Consider the following 17,198-nt stretch of genomic DNA (forward strand, 5'->3'; position numbering starts at 1 on the left):
CCAGCAAGATCTCACTTTAAACGCATTTCCTTTGAGATGTTAGATGCGTGTCAAAGTTTTGTTATTTGCCGATTTTAAAACAATCATTTCAGTGCTTTTATGATGAAAATTTCAAAAGAAGAAAGGATGAAACAAATGAACTGCTTATCATCACGCCCGAAACGAGTTTTGTCCGCTCAACGCTTCTTGCGAAAGTAACATATTGATAAGGAAGATGTTGAAAAAAGGAGCAGCACGGTACCGATAGCGTCAGACCAGAAGCCTTACCTCTACGAACAGAAAAAAAACGCCAGCGACGTTGAGTGAATGTAAAAGATATTTTTCATTCGCGGACTCAGCCAACCTGAGCACGTTAACAAATAAGAAGGGTTACCTATGAAATTCAAAAAAGCGTTAGTGACTTCCCTGTTAGCTTGCATGTTACCTGCCGCTGTGATGGCAAAAGATATCCAGGTGGGCGTTTCTATGGCGCTGTTTGATGACAACTTCCTCACCATCCTGCGCACAGCCATGCAAAAAGAGATGCAAAAAGACAACGTGAAAGGCCAGGTGGAAGATGCCAAAGGCGACGTCTCTCAACAGCTGCAGCAGGTACAAAACTTCATCGGCCAGGGCGTCGACGCCATCGTCGTTAACCCGGTCGATACTAACGCGGTGAAGCCGATCATGGATGCCGCGACCAAAGCCGGTATTCCACTGGTATTCGTCAACCGCAAACCGGCGGGTCAGCTGACCGACAAGATGGCGTACGTCGGCTCCGACTCTGAACTGGCGGGCCGTCTGCAGATGGAAGCACTGGCCAAAGCGATGAACGGCAAAGGCAACGTGGCGATCCTGATGGGCGACCTGGCGAACGAATCAACCCGTGACCGTACTAAAGGCGTCGAAGCGGTGGTCGCCAAATATCCGGGCATTAAGGTGGTACAGAAGCAAACCGCCAAATTTACGCGTAACGATGCGGTAGACGTGGTGAGCAACTGGATGACCGCCGGTGACGATATCCAGGCCATTGCCTCAAACAACGATGAAATGGCGATTGGTGCGCTGCAGGCGCTGGGTAAAAACCCGAACCACATCCTGATTGCCGGCGTGGACGGTACGCCTGATGCGCTGCAAATGCTGAAGAATGGCAAAATGGTTGCCACCGTATTCCAGGATGCGAAAGGTCAGGGCGAAGGTGCCGTACAGACTGCGGTGAAACTGGCGAACGGCGAAAAAGTGGAAAAAATCATCAACATCCCTTACCAGCTGATCACCAAAGACAACATGGCGCAGTTCGAAAACCGTAACCAGAAATAATCGCTCCCCCTTAAGCCGTACGGAGGTGATGTATGACCGCTTTTGCGCTTGAAGCCGAAGGCATCAGCAAGTTCTTCCCCGGAGTGAAGGCACTCGACAATGTCTCACTGCGTATTAAGCCGGGGTCGGTACATGCCCTGATGGGTGAAAATGGCGCGGGCAAATCCACTTTAATGAAATGCCTTATCGGGATGTATCGTCCCGATAAGGGCACCATCCGCATTAAAGGGGAGCCAGTGCAGTTTCAGGACACCATGGACGCGCTGCGTTCCGGCATTTCCATGATTCACCAGGAGCTGAATCTGGTGCCTTACATGACCGTGGCGGAGAATATCTGGCTCGGTCGTGAACCGATGAAATACGGCTTTGTCGATCACGGCAAGCTCAATCAGCAGACGCAGGAACTGCTTAACAAGCTGAATATCCGTCTGAAAGCCGATCGGCTGGTCGGCGAACTCAGCATTGCATCCCAGCAGATGGTAGAAATTGCCAAAGCGGTGTCGTGGAACTCCGACATCGTGATTATGGATGAACCGACCTCGGCGCTGACGGAAACCGAAGTGGCGCATCTGTTCACCATCATCCGCGACCTGCGTGCCCAGGGCAAAGCCATCATCTATATCAGCCATAAAATGGATGAAATTTTCGCCATTACCGATGAGATCAGCATCTTCCGCGACGGCACCTGGGTCGGCAGTAACAGCACCACCGCCTTTACCCGTCAGTCGCTGATCACCCAGATGGTGGGACGCGAACTGACGCAGCTGTTCCCTAAATTCAACAGTGCCATCGGCGAAGAAGTGCTGACGGTGCGCAATCTGACCTGCAAAGATCGCTTTACCGATGTCAGCTTCAGCGTGCGCAAAGGCGAGATCCTCGGCGTGGCCGGGCTGGTAGGTGCCGGACGCAGCGAGGTGATGGAGAGCCTGTTCGGCATGGAAAGCTTCGACAGCGGTGAAGTGCTGATTGATGGTGTGCCGGTGAAAATCGATTCGCCGTCAACGGCGATTGAGAAGGGCATGGCGTTCCTCACCGAAGATCGCAAAAAGTCCGGGCTGTTTCTGGTGTTGTCGGTGCTGGAGAACATGAGCATCGTCAATATGCCCGATTACATCGGCAAAAGCGGTTTCGTTAGCCACATGAAGATGGCGCAGGACTGTATGGAGCAGATCCGCAAACTCAATATTAAAACGCCGACCATGGATCAGATCATCAATAACCTCAGTGGCGGTAACCAGCAGAAGGTGCTGATTGCGCGCTGGCTGCTGGCACAACCGAAGATTCTGATCCTCGATGAACCAACCCGCGGCATTGATGTTGGCGCTAAAGCCGAAATCTACCGCCTGATCAGTGAACTGGCTAACCGTGGCGTGGCCATCATCATGGTGTCCTCTGAGCTGCCGGAGATTCTCGGCATGAGCGACCGGGTGATGGTGATGCACGGCGGACGTATAACCGGCATCCTCGATAAAGAAGAGGCCGACCAGGAAACCATTTTGTCGTTGGCATCCGAGTGAGGCACGAGACCCCTATGAGTAACGTAAAAGTAACGGCCCCGCAGGCCACCGAACAGAGTTCTTTCTTCGGCAATCTGCGCCATAAACTGCCGAAAGACACCGGCATCTTTGTCGTGATGTTAGGTATTGCGCTGATTTTTGAAATAGCCGGCTGGTACGTGCGTGACCAGTCATTTTTGCTCAACACCAACCGTTTAGTGCTGATTGTGCTGCAGGTAGCGATCATCGGTATTATCGCCGTCGGCGTCACCCAGGTGATTATTACTACCGGTATCGACCTGTCGTCCGGTTCGGTTATCGCCCTGACGGCGGTGGTTGCCGCCAGCCTGGCGCAGACGTCTGACAGCCTGTCGCCGATGTATCCGTCGCTGGTCAATCTGCCTGCCGCCATCCCGATCGTCGCCGGCATCGGCGTCGGCCTGCTGTGCGGCGTGGTCAACGGTGTGCTCATCACCAAAACCGGCATTCCGCCGTTTATCGCCACGCTCGGTATGATGGTGTCGGCGCGCGGTCTGGCACAATATTATACCCAGGGTAACCCGATCAGCTTCCTGTCGGACGGTTTCACCTCCATCGGTCAGGGCGCGATGCCGGTGATTATCTTCCTGGTGGTCGCCTTCCTGTTCCACATCGCACTCAAACACACCCGCTACGGCAAATATGTCTATGCGATTGGCGGCAACATGACCTCCGCGAAAGTTTCGGGCATCAATGTTAATAAATACCTGATCATCGTATATACCATCGCCGGGGCGCTCTCGGGTCTGGCGGGGGTGGTGCTGGCGGCGCGCGTCAGCAGCGGCCAGTCGAGCATGGGGATGGCGTATGAACTCGACGCCATCGCCGCCGCAGTTATCGGTGGCAGCAGCCTGATGGGCGGCGTCGGGCGGATTACCGGCACGCTGATCGGCGCAGTGATCCTCGGTTTAATCAAAAGTGGCTTTACCTTTGTTGGCGTCGATGCTTACGTGCAGGACATCATTAAAGGGATGATCATCGTCGCAGCGGTTTCAATCGATATGCACCGCAACCGCAAAAAACGCTAACCCGTTCTGCTCCTCTCTTCCGGGAGAGGAGCAGGGTAAAGGCGGTAATTGCACGCTGCCGGGCTGCCGGCATCGTCAGACGCAATAAGTTTTCCCACTGATAGCCACCGCGCAATTTCTCTTTATTCTCCTTTCTGCCCCCGCAATCCGTGCATTTTCTGCCCGTTTTGCACCACAGCAGCACGCGCAGTCATCACTTTTTTGCACATCTGCCTCGCAAATGCTGCACCATCAGGGTGCGTCATCGCCAGCGGATAAACGTTATGGGTCATGTGCGGCACTTATTAACCCATTCGGGGTAATCAGAAACGCTTATTTTCCCGTTCGTTAGGAAAATTCTGGTCAGTGCCCGCCGGGTAAAGATCAAACCTGGCCTGCATATTGCAATTTCCTTGTCACAAGCCAGCAGGCTGAGAACTCATCATTTGGGCATTCGGGGATCCGTGACGGAGGCAATATGAACTTAAGACGACTGAAATACTTTGTAAAAATCGTCGATATCGGCAGCCTGACGCAGGCAGCAGAAGTCCTGCATATCGCACAACCTGCACTCAGCCAACAGGTGGCGACGCTGGAGAACGAACTCGACCAGCAGTTGCTGATCCGCACCAAGCGCGGCGTAACGCCAACCGAAGCCGGTAAAATTCTTTATGCTCACGCACGCACCATCCTGCGCCAGTGCGAACAGGCCCAGACAGCAGTGATCAACGCTGGCCAGGCGCTCAATGGTCAGGTATCGATTGGCCTCGCGCCGGGCACGGCAGCCTCTTCGCTCACCATGCCGCTGCTGCAAACGGTACGCGAGCAGTATCCTGACGTGCTGGTGTATCTGCACGAGAACAGCGGCACTTCGCTCAATGAGAAAGTGATGAATGGCCAGCTGGATATGGCCGTGCTGTACGATCGCGCGCCGACTGCCGGTATCAACAGCATTCCGCTGATGAAAGAGGAGCTGTATCTGGTAGGGGCGACGGCCTGTCCGGGTGCTACGGTGGATCTGGCTGACGTGGCGCAGATGAACCTGTTCCTGCCGCGTGACTACAGCGCAGTGCGCAAACGCGTGGACGAAGCGTTCTCGCTGCGTCGTCTGAGCGCGAAAATCATCGGTGAAATTGAGTCGATCTCAACCTTAACCGCGGCGGTGTCGAGCGGCATGGGCGTTACCGTACTGCCGGAATCGGCGGCACGCGCGCTGGTGAGTTCAACGCATGCGTGGATGGCACGCATTAACAGTCCATCGCTGAATCTGCCGCTGTCGCTGAACGTCTCAGCGCGCCTGCCGCTGTCGCCATCGGCGCAGGCGGTCAAAAATATTCTGCTGTCGCTGCTGAATAAGCCGATGGTGGAGGAGCGCGAACTGATGTTAGTGGGGTGATAGAGAGGTTTTTTCCCTCACCCTAACCCTCTCCCGCCTGCGGGAGAGGGAACCGTCTGGCGCAGCCATCCATCCCGGCACGCCATCTGAATATCGCGCGATCCACTCCCTCTCCCTATGGGAGAGGGCCGGGGTGAGGGCAGCAAATCGCACCCATCCCCAACCTCACGCTTATTACTATTCCGCATAACACACCGTTTTTTATTATTTGTTGCAATCACACCAACTTCATAACATGGACGAAACAGGGGCAGGAAACAGGAGAAAAGGGTGTGAATTTCCAGCAACTTAAAATTATACGCGAAGCGGCCCGTTGCGAATTCAACCTGACAGAAGTCGCCAATACGTTGTTTACCTCGCAATCGGGGGTGAGCCGGCATATTCGCGATCTGGAAGATGAACTGGGCGTGGAAATCTTCATTCGTCGTGGCAAGCGGCTGTTAGGCATGACTGAACCGGGCAAAGCGCTGCTGACCATTGCTGAACGCATCCTCGATGAGGCCGGCAAAGTGCGCCGCCTTGCGGATGTGTTTACCAATGAGACCAGCGGCGTGCTGACCATCGCCACCACGCACACCCAGGCGCGCTATAGCCTGCCGCGCGTCATCAAAGCGTTTCGCCAGCTCTATCCCAACGTGCGGCTGGAACTCAATCAGGGTTCACCGCAGGAAATAGTCGCCATGCTGATGGCCGGTGAGGCCGATGTCGGCATCGCCTCGGAGCAACTGGTAAACAACACCAGCCTGGCGGCATTCCCGTGGTTCAGCTGGCACCACTCGCTGCTGGTGCCGCACGATCACGAGTTGCTGGCGAATCAGCCGGTCACGCTCGCCAGCCTCAGCCGCCATCCGCTGATCACCTATCGTCAGGGGATCACCGGTCGCTCGCGCGTGGACCGTGCATTCCAGGCTGCTGGCCTTCGCCCGGATATCGTGCTCAGCGCGCAGGATTCTGACGTGGTGAAAACCTATGTCGAACTCGGGCTGGGCGTCGGTATCCTCGCCGATCAGGCGTGCGATATTTACGATGGCGAAGACCTGGTGAAGATCGATGCTCACCATCTGTTTGACGCCAACACCGTGTGGCTCGGGCTGAAGCGCGGCCAGCTCCAGCGCAACTACGTCTGGCAGTTCCTTGAACTGTGTAACGCTAACCTGTCACTGGAAGAGATCAAACGGCAGGCGCTCTCTTACGAAACCGACGACGAACCCGCCATCGATTTCCAAATCTGAGTTTCCTCTCTGGCCCGGTGCGGGCCTTTTTTATTTGCTTCCGCAAACGGACGTGGCAAGCTGGCGGGCAGAACGCCTCTCAGGGAGAACAGAATGAATACGATATTGCGCGCCATGACCCTCGCGGACGCCGAAGCGGGTTATCGCCTGACTCAGCAACTGGGCTGGGCGCACCGCCGCGAAGACTGGCAGCAGCTCATCGCCCTGGGTGAAGGCGTGGTGGTTGAGGCGCAGGGCGACTATCTCGGCGGGGCGATTGGCTGGCGCTGGGGGCCGGATGCCGCCACTATTGGTCTGGTGATTGTGAGCGAACAGGCGCGCGGACGCGGTATTGGCCGCCAGGTGATGCAGGCAATGCTGGAAAAATTCTCCGGCTGCAACGTGCGGCTGCACGCCACCGATATGGGGCAGGTGCTGTATGAGAAGCTCGGCTTCCAGGCCTGCGATCGCGTGGCGCAGCACCAGACGCGCGCGCTGGCGCAGCAGCCTGCGGTAATCGTACCGGATGGCCTGACGCTGCGGCCGGCCGTTGAAGCGGATGCCGCCGCCATCGACGCACTGGATTATCAGGCGAACGGGCTGCGGCGCACGCGTCTGCATCAGCAGTTGCTGGCGCAAAGCGTGGTGCTGCAGGATGCACAGGGCAGGTTGCAGGGGTTTGCCAGTCGCCGCCGCTTTGGACACGGCTGGACTATCGGTCCGGTGATTGCTGACGATGTTGCGGCGGCGCAGGCGCTGGTGTCGCAGCTGATGCAGGATCTGACGCAGCAGTTTGTCCGGCTGGACACGCCCGATGCCCGGCTCGGCGCGTGGCTGCTCAACCTTGGGCTGGCGCAGGTCGATGCGCCTTATGCGATGGTACACGGCACACCGTGGCGGGCGGCACCAAACGGGCCGCAGACCTTTGCGCTGGTCTCGCCTGCGCTGGGTTAACTAAGCGTAACGGCGGTGATTTCTAAGCCAGACGCGGCGAACGTCGCCGAACAGGCGTTATCTGTCACATTCCATTTCGTCGGCTACCCTTAACGTTTATTGCAAACGTCTAAGGGAGAGCCCGTCATGAGCAAGAAAACCAGCGATTTCTTTGTTGAACGCCTGCAGGCATGGGGCGTCACGCGCATTTATGGCTATCCGGGCGATGGCATTAACGGCGTGCTGGGCGCTATCCAGCGGGCCAATAAAGCCGGTGCAGGCATCGAATTTATTCAGGTGCGACATGAAGAGATGGCGGCCTTTATGGCTGCCGGTCACGCCAAATTTACCGGTGAGCTCGGCGTCTGTCTGTCGACCGGCGGCCCCGGTGCCACCCATCTGCTGACCGGCCTGTATGATGCCAAAATGGATCACGCGCCGGTGCTGGCGATTGCCGGCCAGGCGGAAACCACCGCGCGCGGCGCCAGCTATCAGCAGGAGATGAATTTAGACCGCATCTTCGCCGATGTGGCGAACTTCGTGCAGGAAGCGGCAGCGCCGGCGCAGGTCCAGCATCTGGTCGATCGCGGCGTGCGCATTGCCAAAGCGCAGAACGGCGTCGCGGTGATCATCCTGCCAAAAGATTTGCAGGATGAGAACTGGCAGCCGCCGCAGCATGCGCACGGATTTACCCATTCCGGGCCGGGCTATCAGCGGCCGAAGATTGTGCCCTACGACGAGGATTTGCGCCGTGCCGCTGAGGTACTCAACGCCGGCAAAAAAGTTGCGATATTGATTGGCGCCGGTGCGCGCGGTGCTGCGGTTGAAGTGGTGCAAATTGCCAATGTGCTCGGCGCGGGCGTGGCCAAAGCGCTGCTGGGCAAAGACGTGCTGCCGGACGATGCGCCTTTCGTCACCGGTTCGATCGGCCTGCTCGGCACCAAACCGTCGTGGGAGCTGATGCAGAATTGCGACGCTTTACTGATGATTGGCAGCGGTTTTCCGTGGACCGAATTTCTGCCGCCGGAAGGTAAAGTGCGCGCGGTACAAATCGATATCGATCCGGCGATGCTGGGGCTGCGCTATCCGTGCGAGGTCAACCTGCACGGCGACGCGGCAGAGACCCTGCGCGCGCTGCTGCCGTTACTGACGCATAAAGCGGATCGCCACTGGCAGGAGGCGATCGCGGTGCAGGTGCGCGACTGGTGGGCGTTGATGGAACAGCGCGCCATGGCGCCCGCCAACCCGGTCAATCCGCAGCGCGTGGTGTGGGAGATGTCCCCGCAGCTGCCGGACGATGCGATTGTCACCTCGGACTCGGGCTCCTGCGCCAACTGGTTTGCGCGCGATTATCGGGTGAAGCAGGGCCAGCGCGCCACGCTGTCGGGTGGGCTGGCTTGCATGGGGGCCGCCGTCCCGTTTGCCATCGCCGCGAAATTTGCTTTTCCCACTCAGCCAGTGGTGGCGCTGGTGGGCGACGGGGCGATGCAGATGAACAACCTGGCCGAGCTGATCACCATCCAGAAATACTGGCAGCAGTGGGCCGATCCGCGCCTGATTGTCTGCGTGTTCAATAATCAGGATCTCAATCAGGTCACCTGGGAACAGCGGGTGATGGAAGGCAATCCACGCTTTGAAGCTTCGCAGCAGCTGCCGGACGTGCAGTATGCGCGCTTTGCCGACAGCCTCGGTTTGCAGGGCATCTATGTCGACCGGCCCGAAGACCTGGCGGCGGCGTGGCAGCAGGCGCTCAGCGCCACCCGACCGGTAGTGCTGGAGGTGAAAACCGATCCGGAAGTGGCCCCGCTGCCGCCGCATATCACGCTTAAGCAGGCCAAAGCTTTTATGTCGTCAATGGCGAAGGGCGACCGCGGCATGGCGCAGGTGATTAGCGACACCGCCAGCCAGTTGCTGCACAGCAAGGGTTAGCGCGCCGTCCTGTTTATGCCCGGGATAACGCCGGGCTACATATTTACTGTTTCACTGTAGGGTGCGCATTAATGCGCACCTGGAATATACAATCGATCTGATTCCCACCGTTTTGCATTATCCATAATATATTTTCGTATATGCAGTAATTCGTTTTCATTGCGGATAACGCGATCGTAGAAGCTGCGTTGCCAGATTTTATATCCTGCCTGGCGCGTGACGCCGCCTTTAAACAAATTAATTATTTGATTGATGGATCGTTCATTACGTTCCTGTAACCACAGGATGGCATGGAAGTGATTGGGCATCAGCGCAAATGTATCAAGCGTGGCGAAACGCGTCCGGCGCGGAACCTCGTTCCAGGCGGAGATAACGATATTCCCTAAAGGCGAGGCTATCATTATGCCATGATGTATATCGCCAAATAAGGAGCGACGCTGATGACACACCAGCGTTAAAAAATAGGCGCCTGCCGAACGATAATTATAATGCTTCAGGCGGGGATATTTGCGATTTTTCATTATGACCTCCTTGTGTGTAAAGAATGTGCTCCTTTTATTTGCGGAAAGCCATTAGAAGAGGGGAACGTTGGAAGTTGCATTCCAGATATTCAGAGTGCGATGAATGGGTTATTTTTAGATGAGTGCGGGTTTTTACCAGGTCGCCATAAATGGCGACCCTACAGGTTAGGGATTGTGTTTGGTCGTAGTAAATGGCAAAACCACAGGACGGTACAAGGTTTTGTAGGGTGCGCATTTATGCGCACCGGGATAATTTTAGATGAGTGCGGGTTTTTACCAGGACGCCATAAATGGCGACCCCATCGAACGGCGCAGGGTTTTGTAGGGTGCGCATTTATGCGCACCAGGACAAAAACAAACGAATTAAACGCCGTTCTCCCCTCACACCATCCGCTCAATCTCGCTCAACGGCACCGCCCGGCTGAACAAATATCCCTGCAGCTCATTACACCCGGCATCGGCCAGCGCGTTTTTCTGGCCCTCAGTTTCGACGCCTTCGGCGGTGACGGTCAGGCCCATGGCGTGGCCGAGGCGCACCACGGATTCAACAATCGCGGTGGAGTTCTCCGCCACGCCCAGCGACTGGGTAAACGACCGGTCGATTTTAATCTTGTCGACCGGAAACGTGCTGAGATAATTCAGGCTCGAATAACCGGTGCCGAAATCATCCAGCGCGATACGGAACCCGGCGTCGCGCAGCGCGATGATACTGTTGCGCGCTTCGTGTTCATCCTCAATCAGCACGCCTTCAGTGATTTCCAGCTCCAGCCGCTGCGGATCGGCACCTTCCGACTGAACAATCTCAATCATGCGTTCGACAAACCCGCTGGCGCGGAACTGCACCGGCGAAACGTTCACCGCCACAATCACCTGCGGTAACTTCAGGGCGGTTTTGCAGGCCTCGCGCAGCACCCATTCGCCCAGCGGAATAATCATGCCGGTCTCTTCGGCGATGGCGATAAAGTCCGCAGGCGAGACATCGCCGCGCTGCGGATGATGCCAGCGCAGCAGCGCTTCCAGTCCGACAATCCGCTGGCCGCTGATCTCCATCAGTGGCTGATACCACACCGCCAGGCCGTCGTAAGTGACCAGCGCCTGACGCAGATCCGCCGCTATCTGCTGGCGCGTGCGCAGCGATTCATCCATCACCTTTTCAAACTGGCGATACTGACTGCGTCCGCCATTTTTCGCCTCGTATAGCGCTATGTCGGCTTTGCGCATCAGCTCCAGCCGGTCAATGCCATCGCGGGGTGCCAGCGCCAGGCCAATGCTAACGCCAACCCACAGTTCGTTGCCCACCAGCTGATACGGCTCGCCCAGCGCGGCGATGATGCGCTGCGCCAGCGCCTGCACCTGACCGATATTCTCTACTTCCGGCATCACGATGATAAATTCATCGCCGCCAATACGCCCGACGGTATCGCTGGTGCGCACCAGGTGACTCAGGCGGCGCGCCACCTCGATAATCAGGTCATCGCCGGCGTGATGGCCCCAGGTATCGTTAATGATTTTGAAGCGATCCAGATCCAGCAGCAGCAACGCCACGCGCTGGTCGTGACGGGTCGCGGCGGCCAGCGCCTGAGTCAGCCGATCCTCAACCAGCGCCCGGTTCGGCAGCCCGGTCAGCACATCGTGAAACGCCAGATGCTGCGCCTGCGCCTCGCTGGCCCCGAGCTTCAGCAGCGACTGCGATAAATCGAGCGAGGAAGTCCAGATGCGCCGCACCATAAACAGACACAGCAGGGTGATCAGCAGCACCGAAATCAGCGTGGAAGGGCCGAGGGTACGCAACATCTGCGCGCCCGGCTTGTCCGGATCCCAGCTGAGGTAGCCGACGATATCGCCCTGACGCGAGGTCAGCGGATAGCGCGCTTTGTGTTCGTTCTGCGGTACGCCATCGCTAAAAAAGAGCTGCCGCAGCTGGCTGCGTTCAGACAGGTTGCGCAGATAGCCATCATCAAGAAACTTAATACTCACCAGCCGGTAGCGCCCGGCCTCGCGCGTGCTGCTGATATCGCCCACCGCCAGCGCTGCCGCACGCTGGCCGATGCGCACAAAATCCGCGCGGTCGGCCGGACCGGGTACCTCATCACTGCTTTGCACCAGTGGCGTCTGCAACAGATCGCGCAGATACGGGCCGATGCGCAGATCCGCCACCGGCTGGCCGTTGCGCCACACGGCGGTCGGCTGATTGGTGCGGTCAAGCAGCACAATCAGCTGATGATCAAACATATCGTACAGCCAGCTACCGACGTTTTGATTCAGCCAGTCGCTGTCCGGCTGCGGCTGCGCCAGTTGATCGGCGAGCGGGGACCAGCGTGTCAGGCTGCGCAGCTGGCGCAGATGTTCACTCAGACTCTGATTGAACGAGGCGGCGATCATCCGCTGCTGCTGCTCGCGCGCCTCATGGTTGGTGGCCGAGGTGCTCCAGAACAGGCCGAAACCGGCACCGAGAAAAGTCAGCAGCAAAATCGCCACCAGCGGCAGGATCACTTCGCGCAAAAAATTGCGGCGAAAACCGTGCGAAAGTTTGAAGGTGTTTATCATTTTAAGGTTTCGCGCTCCGGGCAGGGCTTACTGATTAAATTAGCAGAATTTACGCAGCCTGCATCAGGTAAGGGAAGCGTTAAAGGCGTGAAACTGCAGGCGATTTTTTTTGCGCATAGTCACAAAGGTAACAGTTAAGTGGATTTTATTGAATTGGTTGCCGTCTGGCTGCCATCCTGCTGCCTTAAAGCAAATTCATCCGCACGTCACTGAGCCGTCACGGCACTGTCATCTGTCTCCCGCACTGTAGTCGCCATTCCGCAGCCTCTTCCGCTGCGCCCCTCAACCTGAAGCGAATGAGGTATTGAGCGTGATGGAGATATCCAGACATCCGACCACTGTCTATCAGGCGGTTGCCGCCCAGCTGGAGCAGGCGCTGCAGGAGCGCTATCGCTGCGGCGATTATCTGCCGTCTGAACAGCAGCTGGCCGATTACTACGCCGTCAATCGCCACACGCTGCGCCGGGCCGTGGATGAGCTGGTGAACAAAGGCCTGCTGCAGCGGCGCCATGGCGTCGGCATCCTGGTGCTGATGCGCCCGTACGACTACCCGCTGCATGCCCAGGCGCGCTTTAGCCAGAACCTGCTGGAGCAGGGCAGTCATCCCACCAGCGAACGGCTGCTGGCGGTACTGCGTCCGGCCAGCAGCGACGTGGCTGCCGCGCTGGGCAGTGACGAGGGCGCCAGCGTCATTCATTTACGCACCCTGCGCCGCGTCAACGGCGTGCCAGTGTGCGTGATCAACCACTATCTGCCCGACCTGCGCTGGTGGCCGGCGCTGCAGACGTTCCAGCACGGTTCCCTGCACGACTTCATGCAGCAGCAGCTCGGCCTGCAGCTGAGCCGCCGTCAGACCCGCATCAGTACCCGCCGCGCACAGGCCAAAGAGTGCAAACAGCTGGAGATTACGCTGCACGCGCCGCTGCTGTGCGTGCGCACCCTGAATACACAGCCGGACGGTCTGGTGGCGGAGTACTCCGTCAGCCTGACGCGTGGCGACATGATTGAACTCACCCTGGAGCACCAATGAAACAGCAAACCGCCCGTCAGCACTGGCTTTCGGTGCTGGCGCACAGTGAAGCCAGCGCGCTGGCCAGCCACTGGCAATCGCTACAGCTTACACCCGCCTTCGAGCGCCTGCGCCCGGCGGAAACCGGTTTAACCCGTCTGCAGGCGCGCATGGGCGGCAGCGGGAAACGTTTCGTCATGGGCGATGCCACCGTCACCCGCGCGGTGATCAGACTGCACGACGGCACGCTGGGTTTTAGCTATGTGCTGGGGCGCGATAAGGCGCATGCCGAACGCTGCGCGCTGATTGATGCGCTGCTGCAACAGCCGGAAACCCAGGCGCTGCTGCAGGAAAAAATTATTGCCCCGCTGGCGGCACTGCGTGAAGAGCAGCGCCAGCTGCGCGCACGGGAAATCGCCAGCTCCAAAGTGGATTTCTTTACGCTGGTTCGCGGAGATAACGAATGACATTACTGGCAAGTTTTAACCATCCGGTTGCCGACGCCCAGCGCGCCTTCCGCCGCATTCTCAAAGCGATGAGCGAGCCGGGCGTGATGGTCTCGCTGCCGCTGGCGCAGGGTTGGGGCGATCTCTCCCCGGCAGCAACGGCGGTGCTGCTGACGCTGGTCGATCAGGAGAGCGCGCTGTGGCTGGATCGCCGTGTGGACAGCGATATCGTGCGCAGCAACCTGCGCTTTCACACCGGCGTACCGATTGTCGATGAGCGCGATGCCCCATTTGCGCTGACCCACGCGGCGGCCAATCCCGATCCCGCCTGCTTCGCCGCCGGTGACAATCTGTCCCCTGAGAAGAGCACCACGCTGATTGTCGAAGTGCCGTCGCTCAACGGCGGGTTGACGCTGCGCCTCTCCGGGCCCGGCCTGCGTGAGCCGCGCGCCATCGCGCCGCAACTGCCGGCCGCCATTCTGACCTATCTGCGCGAGCGCCCGCATCCGTTCCCGCAGGGGGTGGATCTGATTTTCACCTGCGGTGAAGCGATGATGGCGCTGCCACGCACCACCGACGTGGAGGTGTGCTGATGTATGTAGCCGTGAAAGGGGGCGAAAAGGCGATTGCCAGCGCCCATCAGCTGCAGGCCGATCTGCGCCGTGGCGATCGCAGCGTCGCGGAGCTGGGCTGCGATCAGGTGGCGCAACAGCTGGGGCTGGCGGTGGACCGGGTGATGACCGAAGGCGGCATCTATGACACACAGCTGGCGGCCTTAGCCATCAAACAGGCCAGTGGCGATTTGGTCGAGGCGATTTTCCTGCTGCGCGCCTACCGCACCACGCTGCCGCGCCTCGCGGACAGCCTGGCGCTGGAAACCGCGGAAATGCGCATCGAGCGCCGCATCTCGGCAGTTTACAAAGATCTGCCCGGTGGCCAGGTGCTGGGCCCGACCTATGACTACAGCCACCGCCTGCTGGATTTTACCCTGCTGGCCAACGGCGAAACGCCGGCCGCCGCGCGTGACGATCAGGCGCTGGCGCAGCGTTGCCCGCATGTGTTCAGCATGATGACGCGTGAAGGGCTGGCGGCGCGTGAAGAGGATGACGGCAGCGAGCCGTGCGACATCACGCGCCAGCCGCCCGGTTATCCGGCGTCACGCGCTGCCCGCTTACAGCAGCTGGTGCGCGGCGACGAAGGGTTTCTGCTGGCGCTTGGCTATTCGACCCAGCGCGGCTATGGCCGCAACCATCCGTTTGCCGGTGAAATCCGCACCGGCTATCTCAGCGTGTCGATCTGCCCCGAAGAGCTGGGTTTTGAGATTGAAATTGGCGAGATCCTGCTGACCGAATGCGAAATGGTCAACGGCTTCACCACCCAGGGCGACAGCGCGCCGCACTTTACCCGCGGCTATGGTCTGGTGTTCGGACGCGCAGAGCGAAAGGCGATGGCGATGGCGCTGGTGGACCGTGCGCTGCAGGCACCCGAGTATCAGGAGCGCATTGCCGGGCCGGCACAGGACGAAGAGTTCGTGCTGTCGCACGCCGATAACGTCGAAGCCGCCGGCTTTGTCTCGCACCTGAAACTGCCGCACTACGTGGATTTCCAGGCGGAGCTGGAGCTGCTGCAGCGGCTGCGCCAACAGCATCAGGAGCAGAATGATGAGTGAGTTAACCGGCTACAACAACGGCTACCTGGATGAGCAGACCAAACGTACCATCCGCCGCGCCATTCTGAAAGCGGTCGCGATCCCTGGCTATCAGGTGCCGTTTGCCGGCCGCGAAATGCCAATGCCGTATGGCTGGGGCACCGGCGGCATCCAGATCACTGCCAGCATTATTGGCGACAGCGACGTGCTGAAAGTGATCGATCAGGGCGCGGATGACACCACCAACGCGGTCTCTATCCGGCGCTTCTTCCAGCGCGTCAGCGGGGCGGCAACCACCGAAGCCACCAAAGACGCCACGCTGATCCAGACGCGGCACCGCATTCCGGAGACGCCGCTTGAAGAGGATCAGGTGCTGATTTTCCAGGTGCCGATCCCGGAGCCGCTGCGCTTTATTGAGCCGCGTGAGACAGAAACCCGCACCATGCATGCGCTGGAGGAGTACGGCATCATGCAGGTCAAGCTGTATGAAGATATCGCCCGCTACGGCCATATCGCCACCACCTATGCCTATCCGGTGAAGGTTAACGATCGCTACGTGATGGATCCGTCGCCGATTCCTAAATTCGACAACCCGAAGATGCACATGATGCCGGCACTGCAGCTGTTTGGTGCCGGACGTGAAAAACGCATTTATGCGCTGCCGCCCTACACCAAAGTGGAAAGTCTTGATTTCGACGATCACCCGTTCAGCGTGCAGAGCTGGGAACAACCCTGTGCGCTGTGCGGTTCGCGCCACAGCTATCTCGACGAAGTGGTGATGGATGATGCCGGTACGCGCATGTTTGTCTGCTCCGATACCGATTTTTGCCACCAGCAGCAGGAACAACAGCATGCACAGTGAACAGCCGCTGCTCGCGGTCAATAACCTGACGCACCTCTACGCGCCGGGCAAAGGTTTTGAAGACGTCAGTTTTGCGCTCTATCCCGGAGAAGTGCTGGGGATTGTCGGTGAGTCCGGCTCGGGGAAAACCACGCTGCTGCGCAGCCTGTCGGCGCGTCTGGCGCCCCAGCAGGGCAACATTCTTTATCGCGGCCGCGATCTGTATCAGCTCAGCGAGAGCGAGCGCCGGCGGTTACTGCGCACCGAGTGGGGCGTGGTGCATCAGCATCCGCTGGATGGCCTGCGTCCGCAGGTGACGGCGGGCGGCAATATTGGTGAGCGTCTGATGGCGATTGGACAGCGCCATTACGGCGACATCCGTAACGAGGCGCTGCGCTGGCTGCAGGACGTCGAAATTCCGGCCAACCGCATCGACGATCTGCCCACCACCTTTTCCGGCGGCATGCAGCAGCGTTTGCAGATCGCGCGCAACCTGGTGACGCAGCCGACGCTGGTGTTTATGGATGAGCCGACCGGCGGGCTGGATGTTTCGGTACAGGCGCGCCTGCTGGATCTGCTGCGCACGCTGGTACGCGAGCTGAATCTGGCGGTGATTATCGTCACCCACGATCTCGGCGTCGCGCGTCTGCTGGCGCACCGCCTGCTGGTAATGAAGCAGGGCAAAGTAGTGGAGAGCGGGCTCACCGACCGGGTGCTCGACGATCCGCACCATCCGTACACCCAGCTGCTGGTTTCATCGGTGCTGGCATAGAACACGCTGGCGGTGCGCATTAATGCGCACTACTCACGAGGTGTGCACCAATCGTAGCGGCGCAATTTATTGCGCTCAGTTGAACAGCGAGCGTTGCTGTTAAA

The 17,198-nt window shown here is 58.6% G+C and carries 16 protein-coding genes; 13 read left to right on the plus strand and 3 right to left on the minus strand.

Annotated elements, in window-relative coordinates; all coding sequences use genetic code 11:
• The first annotated feature begins 375 nt into the window (after positions 1-375).
• From E7738_RS02770 to E7738_RS02780, 3 genes are read left to right on the plus strand one after another with little or no spacing between them, the layout of a single operon-like run.
• A complete protein-coding gene (locus tag E7738_RS02770; RefSeq protein ID WP_058757339.1) occupies positions 376-1,299 on the plus strand; it encodes a sugar ABC transporter substrate-binding protein in 924 nt (307 codons plus the stop codon).
• A gap of 32 nt (positions 1,300-1,331) precedes the next feature.
• A complete protein-coding gene (locus E7738_RS02775; RefSeq protein WP_021509786.1) occupies positions 1,332-2,816 on the plus strand; it encodes a sugar ABC transporter ATP-binding protein in 1,485 nt (494 codons plus the stop codon).
• 14 nt (positions 2,817-2,830) lie between these two features.
• Positions 2,831-3,862, plus strand: a complete 1,032-nt coding sequence (locus tag E7738_RS02780; protein ID WP_058777949.1) for an ABC transporter permease — start codon at positions 2,831-2,833, stop codon at positions 3,860-3,862.
• Positions 3,863-3,984: 122 nt separating this feature from the next.
• Here the strand turns inward: E7738_RS02780 and E7738_RS02785 are convergent, their stop codons facing one another.
• Entirely contained in the window at positions 3,985-4,134 is a 150-nt protein-coding gene (locus E7738_RS02785) for a hypothetical protein (RefSeq protein ID WP_155519939.1), read from the minus strand.
• 185 nt (positions 4,135-4,319) lie between these two features.
• Between E7738_RS02785 and nac the strand changes: the two genes are divergently transcribed.
• The 4 genes from nac to E7738_RS02805 all read left to right on the plus strand — a co-directional run bounded on the left by nac (position 4,320) and on the right by E7738_RS02805 (position 9,310).
• Complete coding sequence (gene nac / locus E7738_RS02790) at positions 4,320-5,237, plus strand: nitrogen assimilation transcriptional regulator NAC (protein WP_058757341.1); 918 nt, start codon at positions 4,320-4,322, stop codon at positions 5,235-5,237.
• Positions 5,238-5,509: 272 nt separating this feature from the next.
• Positions 5,510-6,469 (plus strand): HTH-type transcriptional regulator Cbl, encoded by a 960-nt coding sequence (gene cbl / locus E7738_RS02795; protein ID WP_262257665.1) that lies wholly within the window; start codon positions 5,510-5,512, stop codon positions 6,467-6,469.
• A gap of 93 nt (positions 6,470-6,562) precedes the next feature.
• Entirely contained in the window at positions 6,563-7,402 is an 840-nt protein-coding gene (locus E7738_RS02800; RefSeq protein WP_141495259.1) for a GNAT family N-acetyltransferase, read from the plus strand.
• Positions 7,403-7,528: 126 nt separating this feature from the next.
• Positions 7,529-9,310, plus strand: a complete 1,782-nt coding sequence (locus tag E7738_RS02805) for a thiamine pyrophosphate-requiring protein (protein ID WP_394516078.1) — start codon at positions 7,529-7,531, stop codon at positions 9,308-9,310.
• 68 nt (positions 9,311-9,378) lie between these two features.
• Here the strand turns inward: E7738_RS02805 and E7738_RS02810 are convergent, their stop codons facing one another.
• Both E7738_RS02810 and E7738_RS02815 read right to left on the minus strand, forming a co-directional pair.
• Complete coding sequence (locus tag E7738_RS02810; RefSeq protein WP_059013045.1) at positions 9,379-9,831, minus strand: transposase; 453 nt, start codon at positions 9,829-9,831, stop codon at positions 9,379-9,381.
• A gap of 381 nt (positions 9,832-10,212) precedes the next feature.
• On the minus strand, positions 10,213-12,378 hold the full coding sequence (locus tag E7738_RS02815; protein ID WP_394516079.1) for a putative bifunctional diguanylate cyclase/phosphodiesterase: 2,166 nt from the start codon (positions 12,376-12,378) through the stop codon (positions 10,213-10,215).
• Between the two features lie 313 nt (positions 12,379-12,691).
• Here E7738_RS02815 and phnF point away from each other — a divergent pair, with 313 nt between their 5' ends.
• From phnF to phnK, 6 genes are read left to right on the plus strand one after another with little or no spacing between them, the layout of a single operon-like run.
• The gene (gene phnF / locus E7738_RS02820; RefSeq protein ID WP_262257673.1) at positions 12,692-13,408 is read left to right on the plus strand and encodes a phosphonate metabolism transcriptional regulator PhnF; all 717 of its coding nucleotides are present in this window, start codon (positions 12,692-12,694) and stop codon (positions 13,406-13,408) included.
• The gene (gene phnG / locus E7738_RS02825; RefSeq protein WP_058757348.1) at positions 13,405-13,854 is read left to right on the plus strand and encodes a phosphonate C-P lyase system protein PhnG; all 450 of its coding nucleotides are present in this window, start codon (positions 13,405-13,407) and stop codon (positions 13,852-13,854) included. The genes phnF and phnG overlap by 4 nt, the downstream gene beginning before the upstream one ends.
• On the plus strand, positions 13,851-14,426 hold the full coding sequence (gene phnH, locus E7738_RS02830) for a phosphonate C-P lyase system protein PhnH (RefSeq protein ID WP_058771117.1): 576 nt from the start codon (positions 13,851-13,853) through the stop codon (positions 14,424-14,426). Before phnG ends, phnH begins: the two co-directional genes overlap by 4 nt.
• Positions 14,426-15,502 carry a carbon-phosphorus lyase complex subunit PhnI gene (locus E7738_RS02835; RefSeq protein ID WP_394516080.1) on the plus strand — a complete coding sequence of 359 codons (1,077 nt, stop codon included), beginning with the start codon at positions 14,426-14,428 and terminating at the stop codon, positions 15,500-15,502. Before phnH ends, E7738_RS02835 begins: the two co-directional genes overlap by 1 nt.
• A complete protein-coding gene (locus E7738_RS02840) occupies positions 15,495-16,343 on the plus strand; it encodes an alpha-D-ribose 1-methylphosphonate 5-phosphate C-P-lyase PhnJ (RefSeq protein WP_021509799.1) in 849 nt (282 codons plus the stop codon). The genes E7738_RS02835 and E7738_RS02840 overlap by 8 nt, the downstream gene beginning before the upstream one ends.
• The gene (gene phnK, locus E7738_RS02845) at positions 16,333-17,094 is read left to right on the plus strand and encodes a phosphonate C-P lyase system protein PhnK (RefSeq protein ID WP_021509800.1); all 762 of its coding nucleotides are present in this window, start codon (positions 16,333-16,335) and stop codon (positions 17,092-17,094) included. Before E7738_RS02840 ends, phnK begins: the two co-directional genes overlap by 11 nt.
• The last annotated feature ends 104 nt before the right edge of the window (positions 17,095-17,198 follow it).

It is taken from the genome of Pantoea sp. SGAir0430, assembly GCF_043549295.1.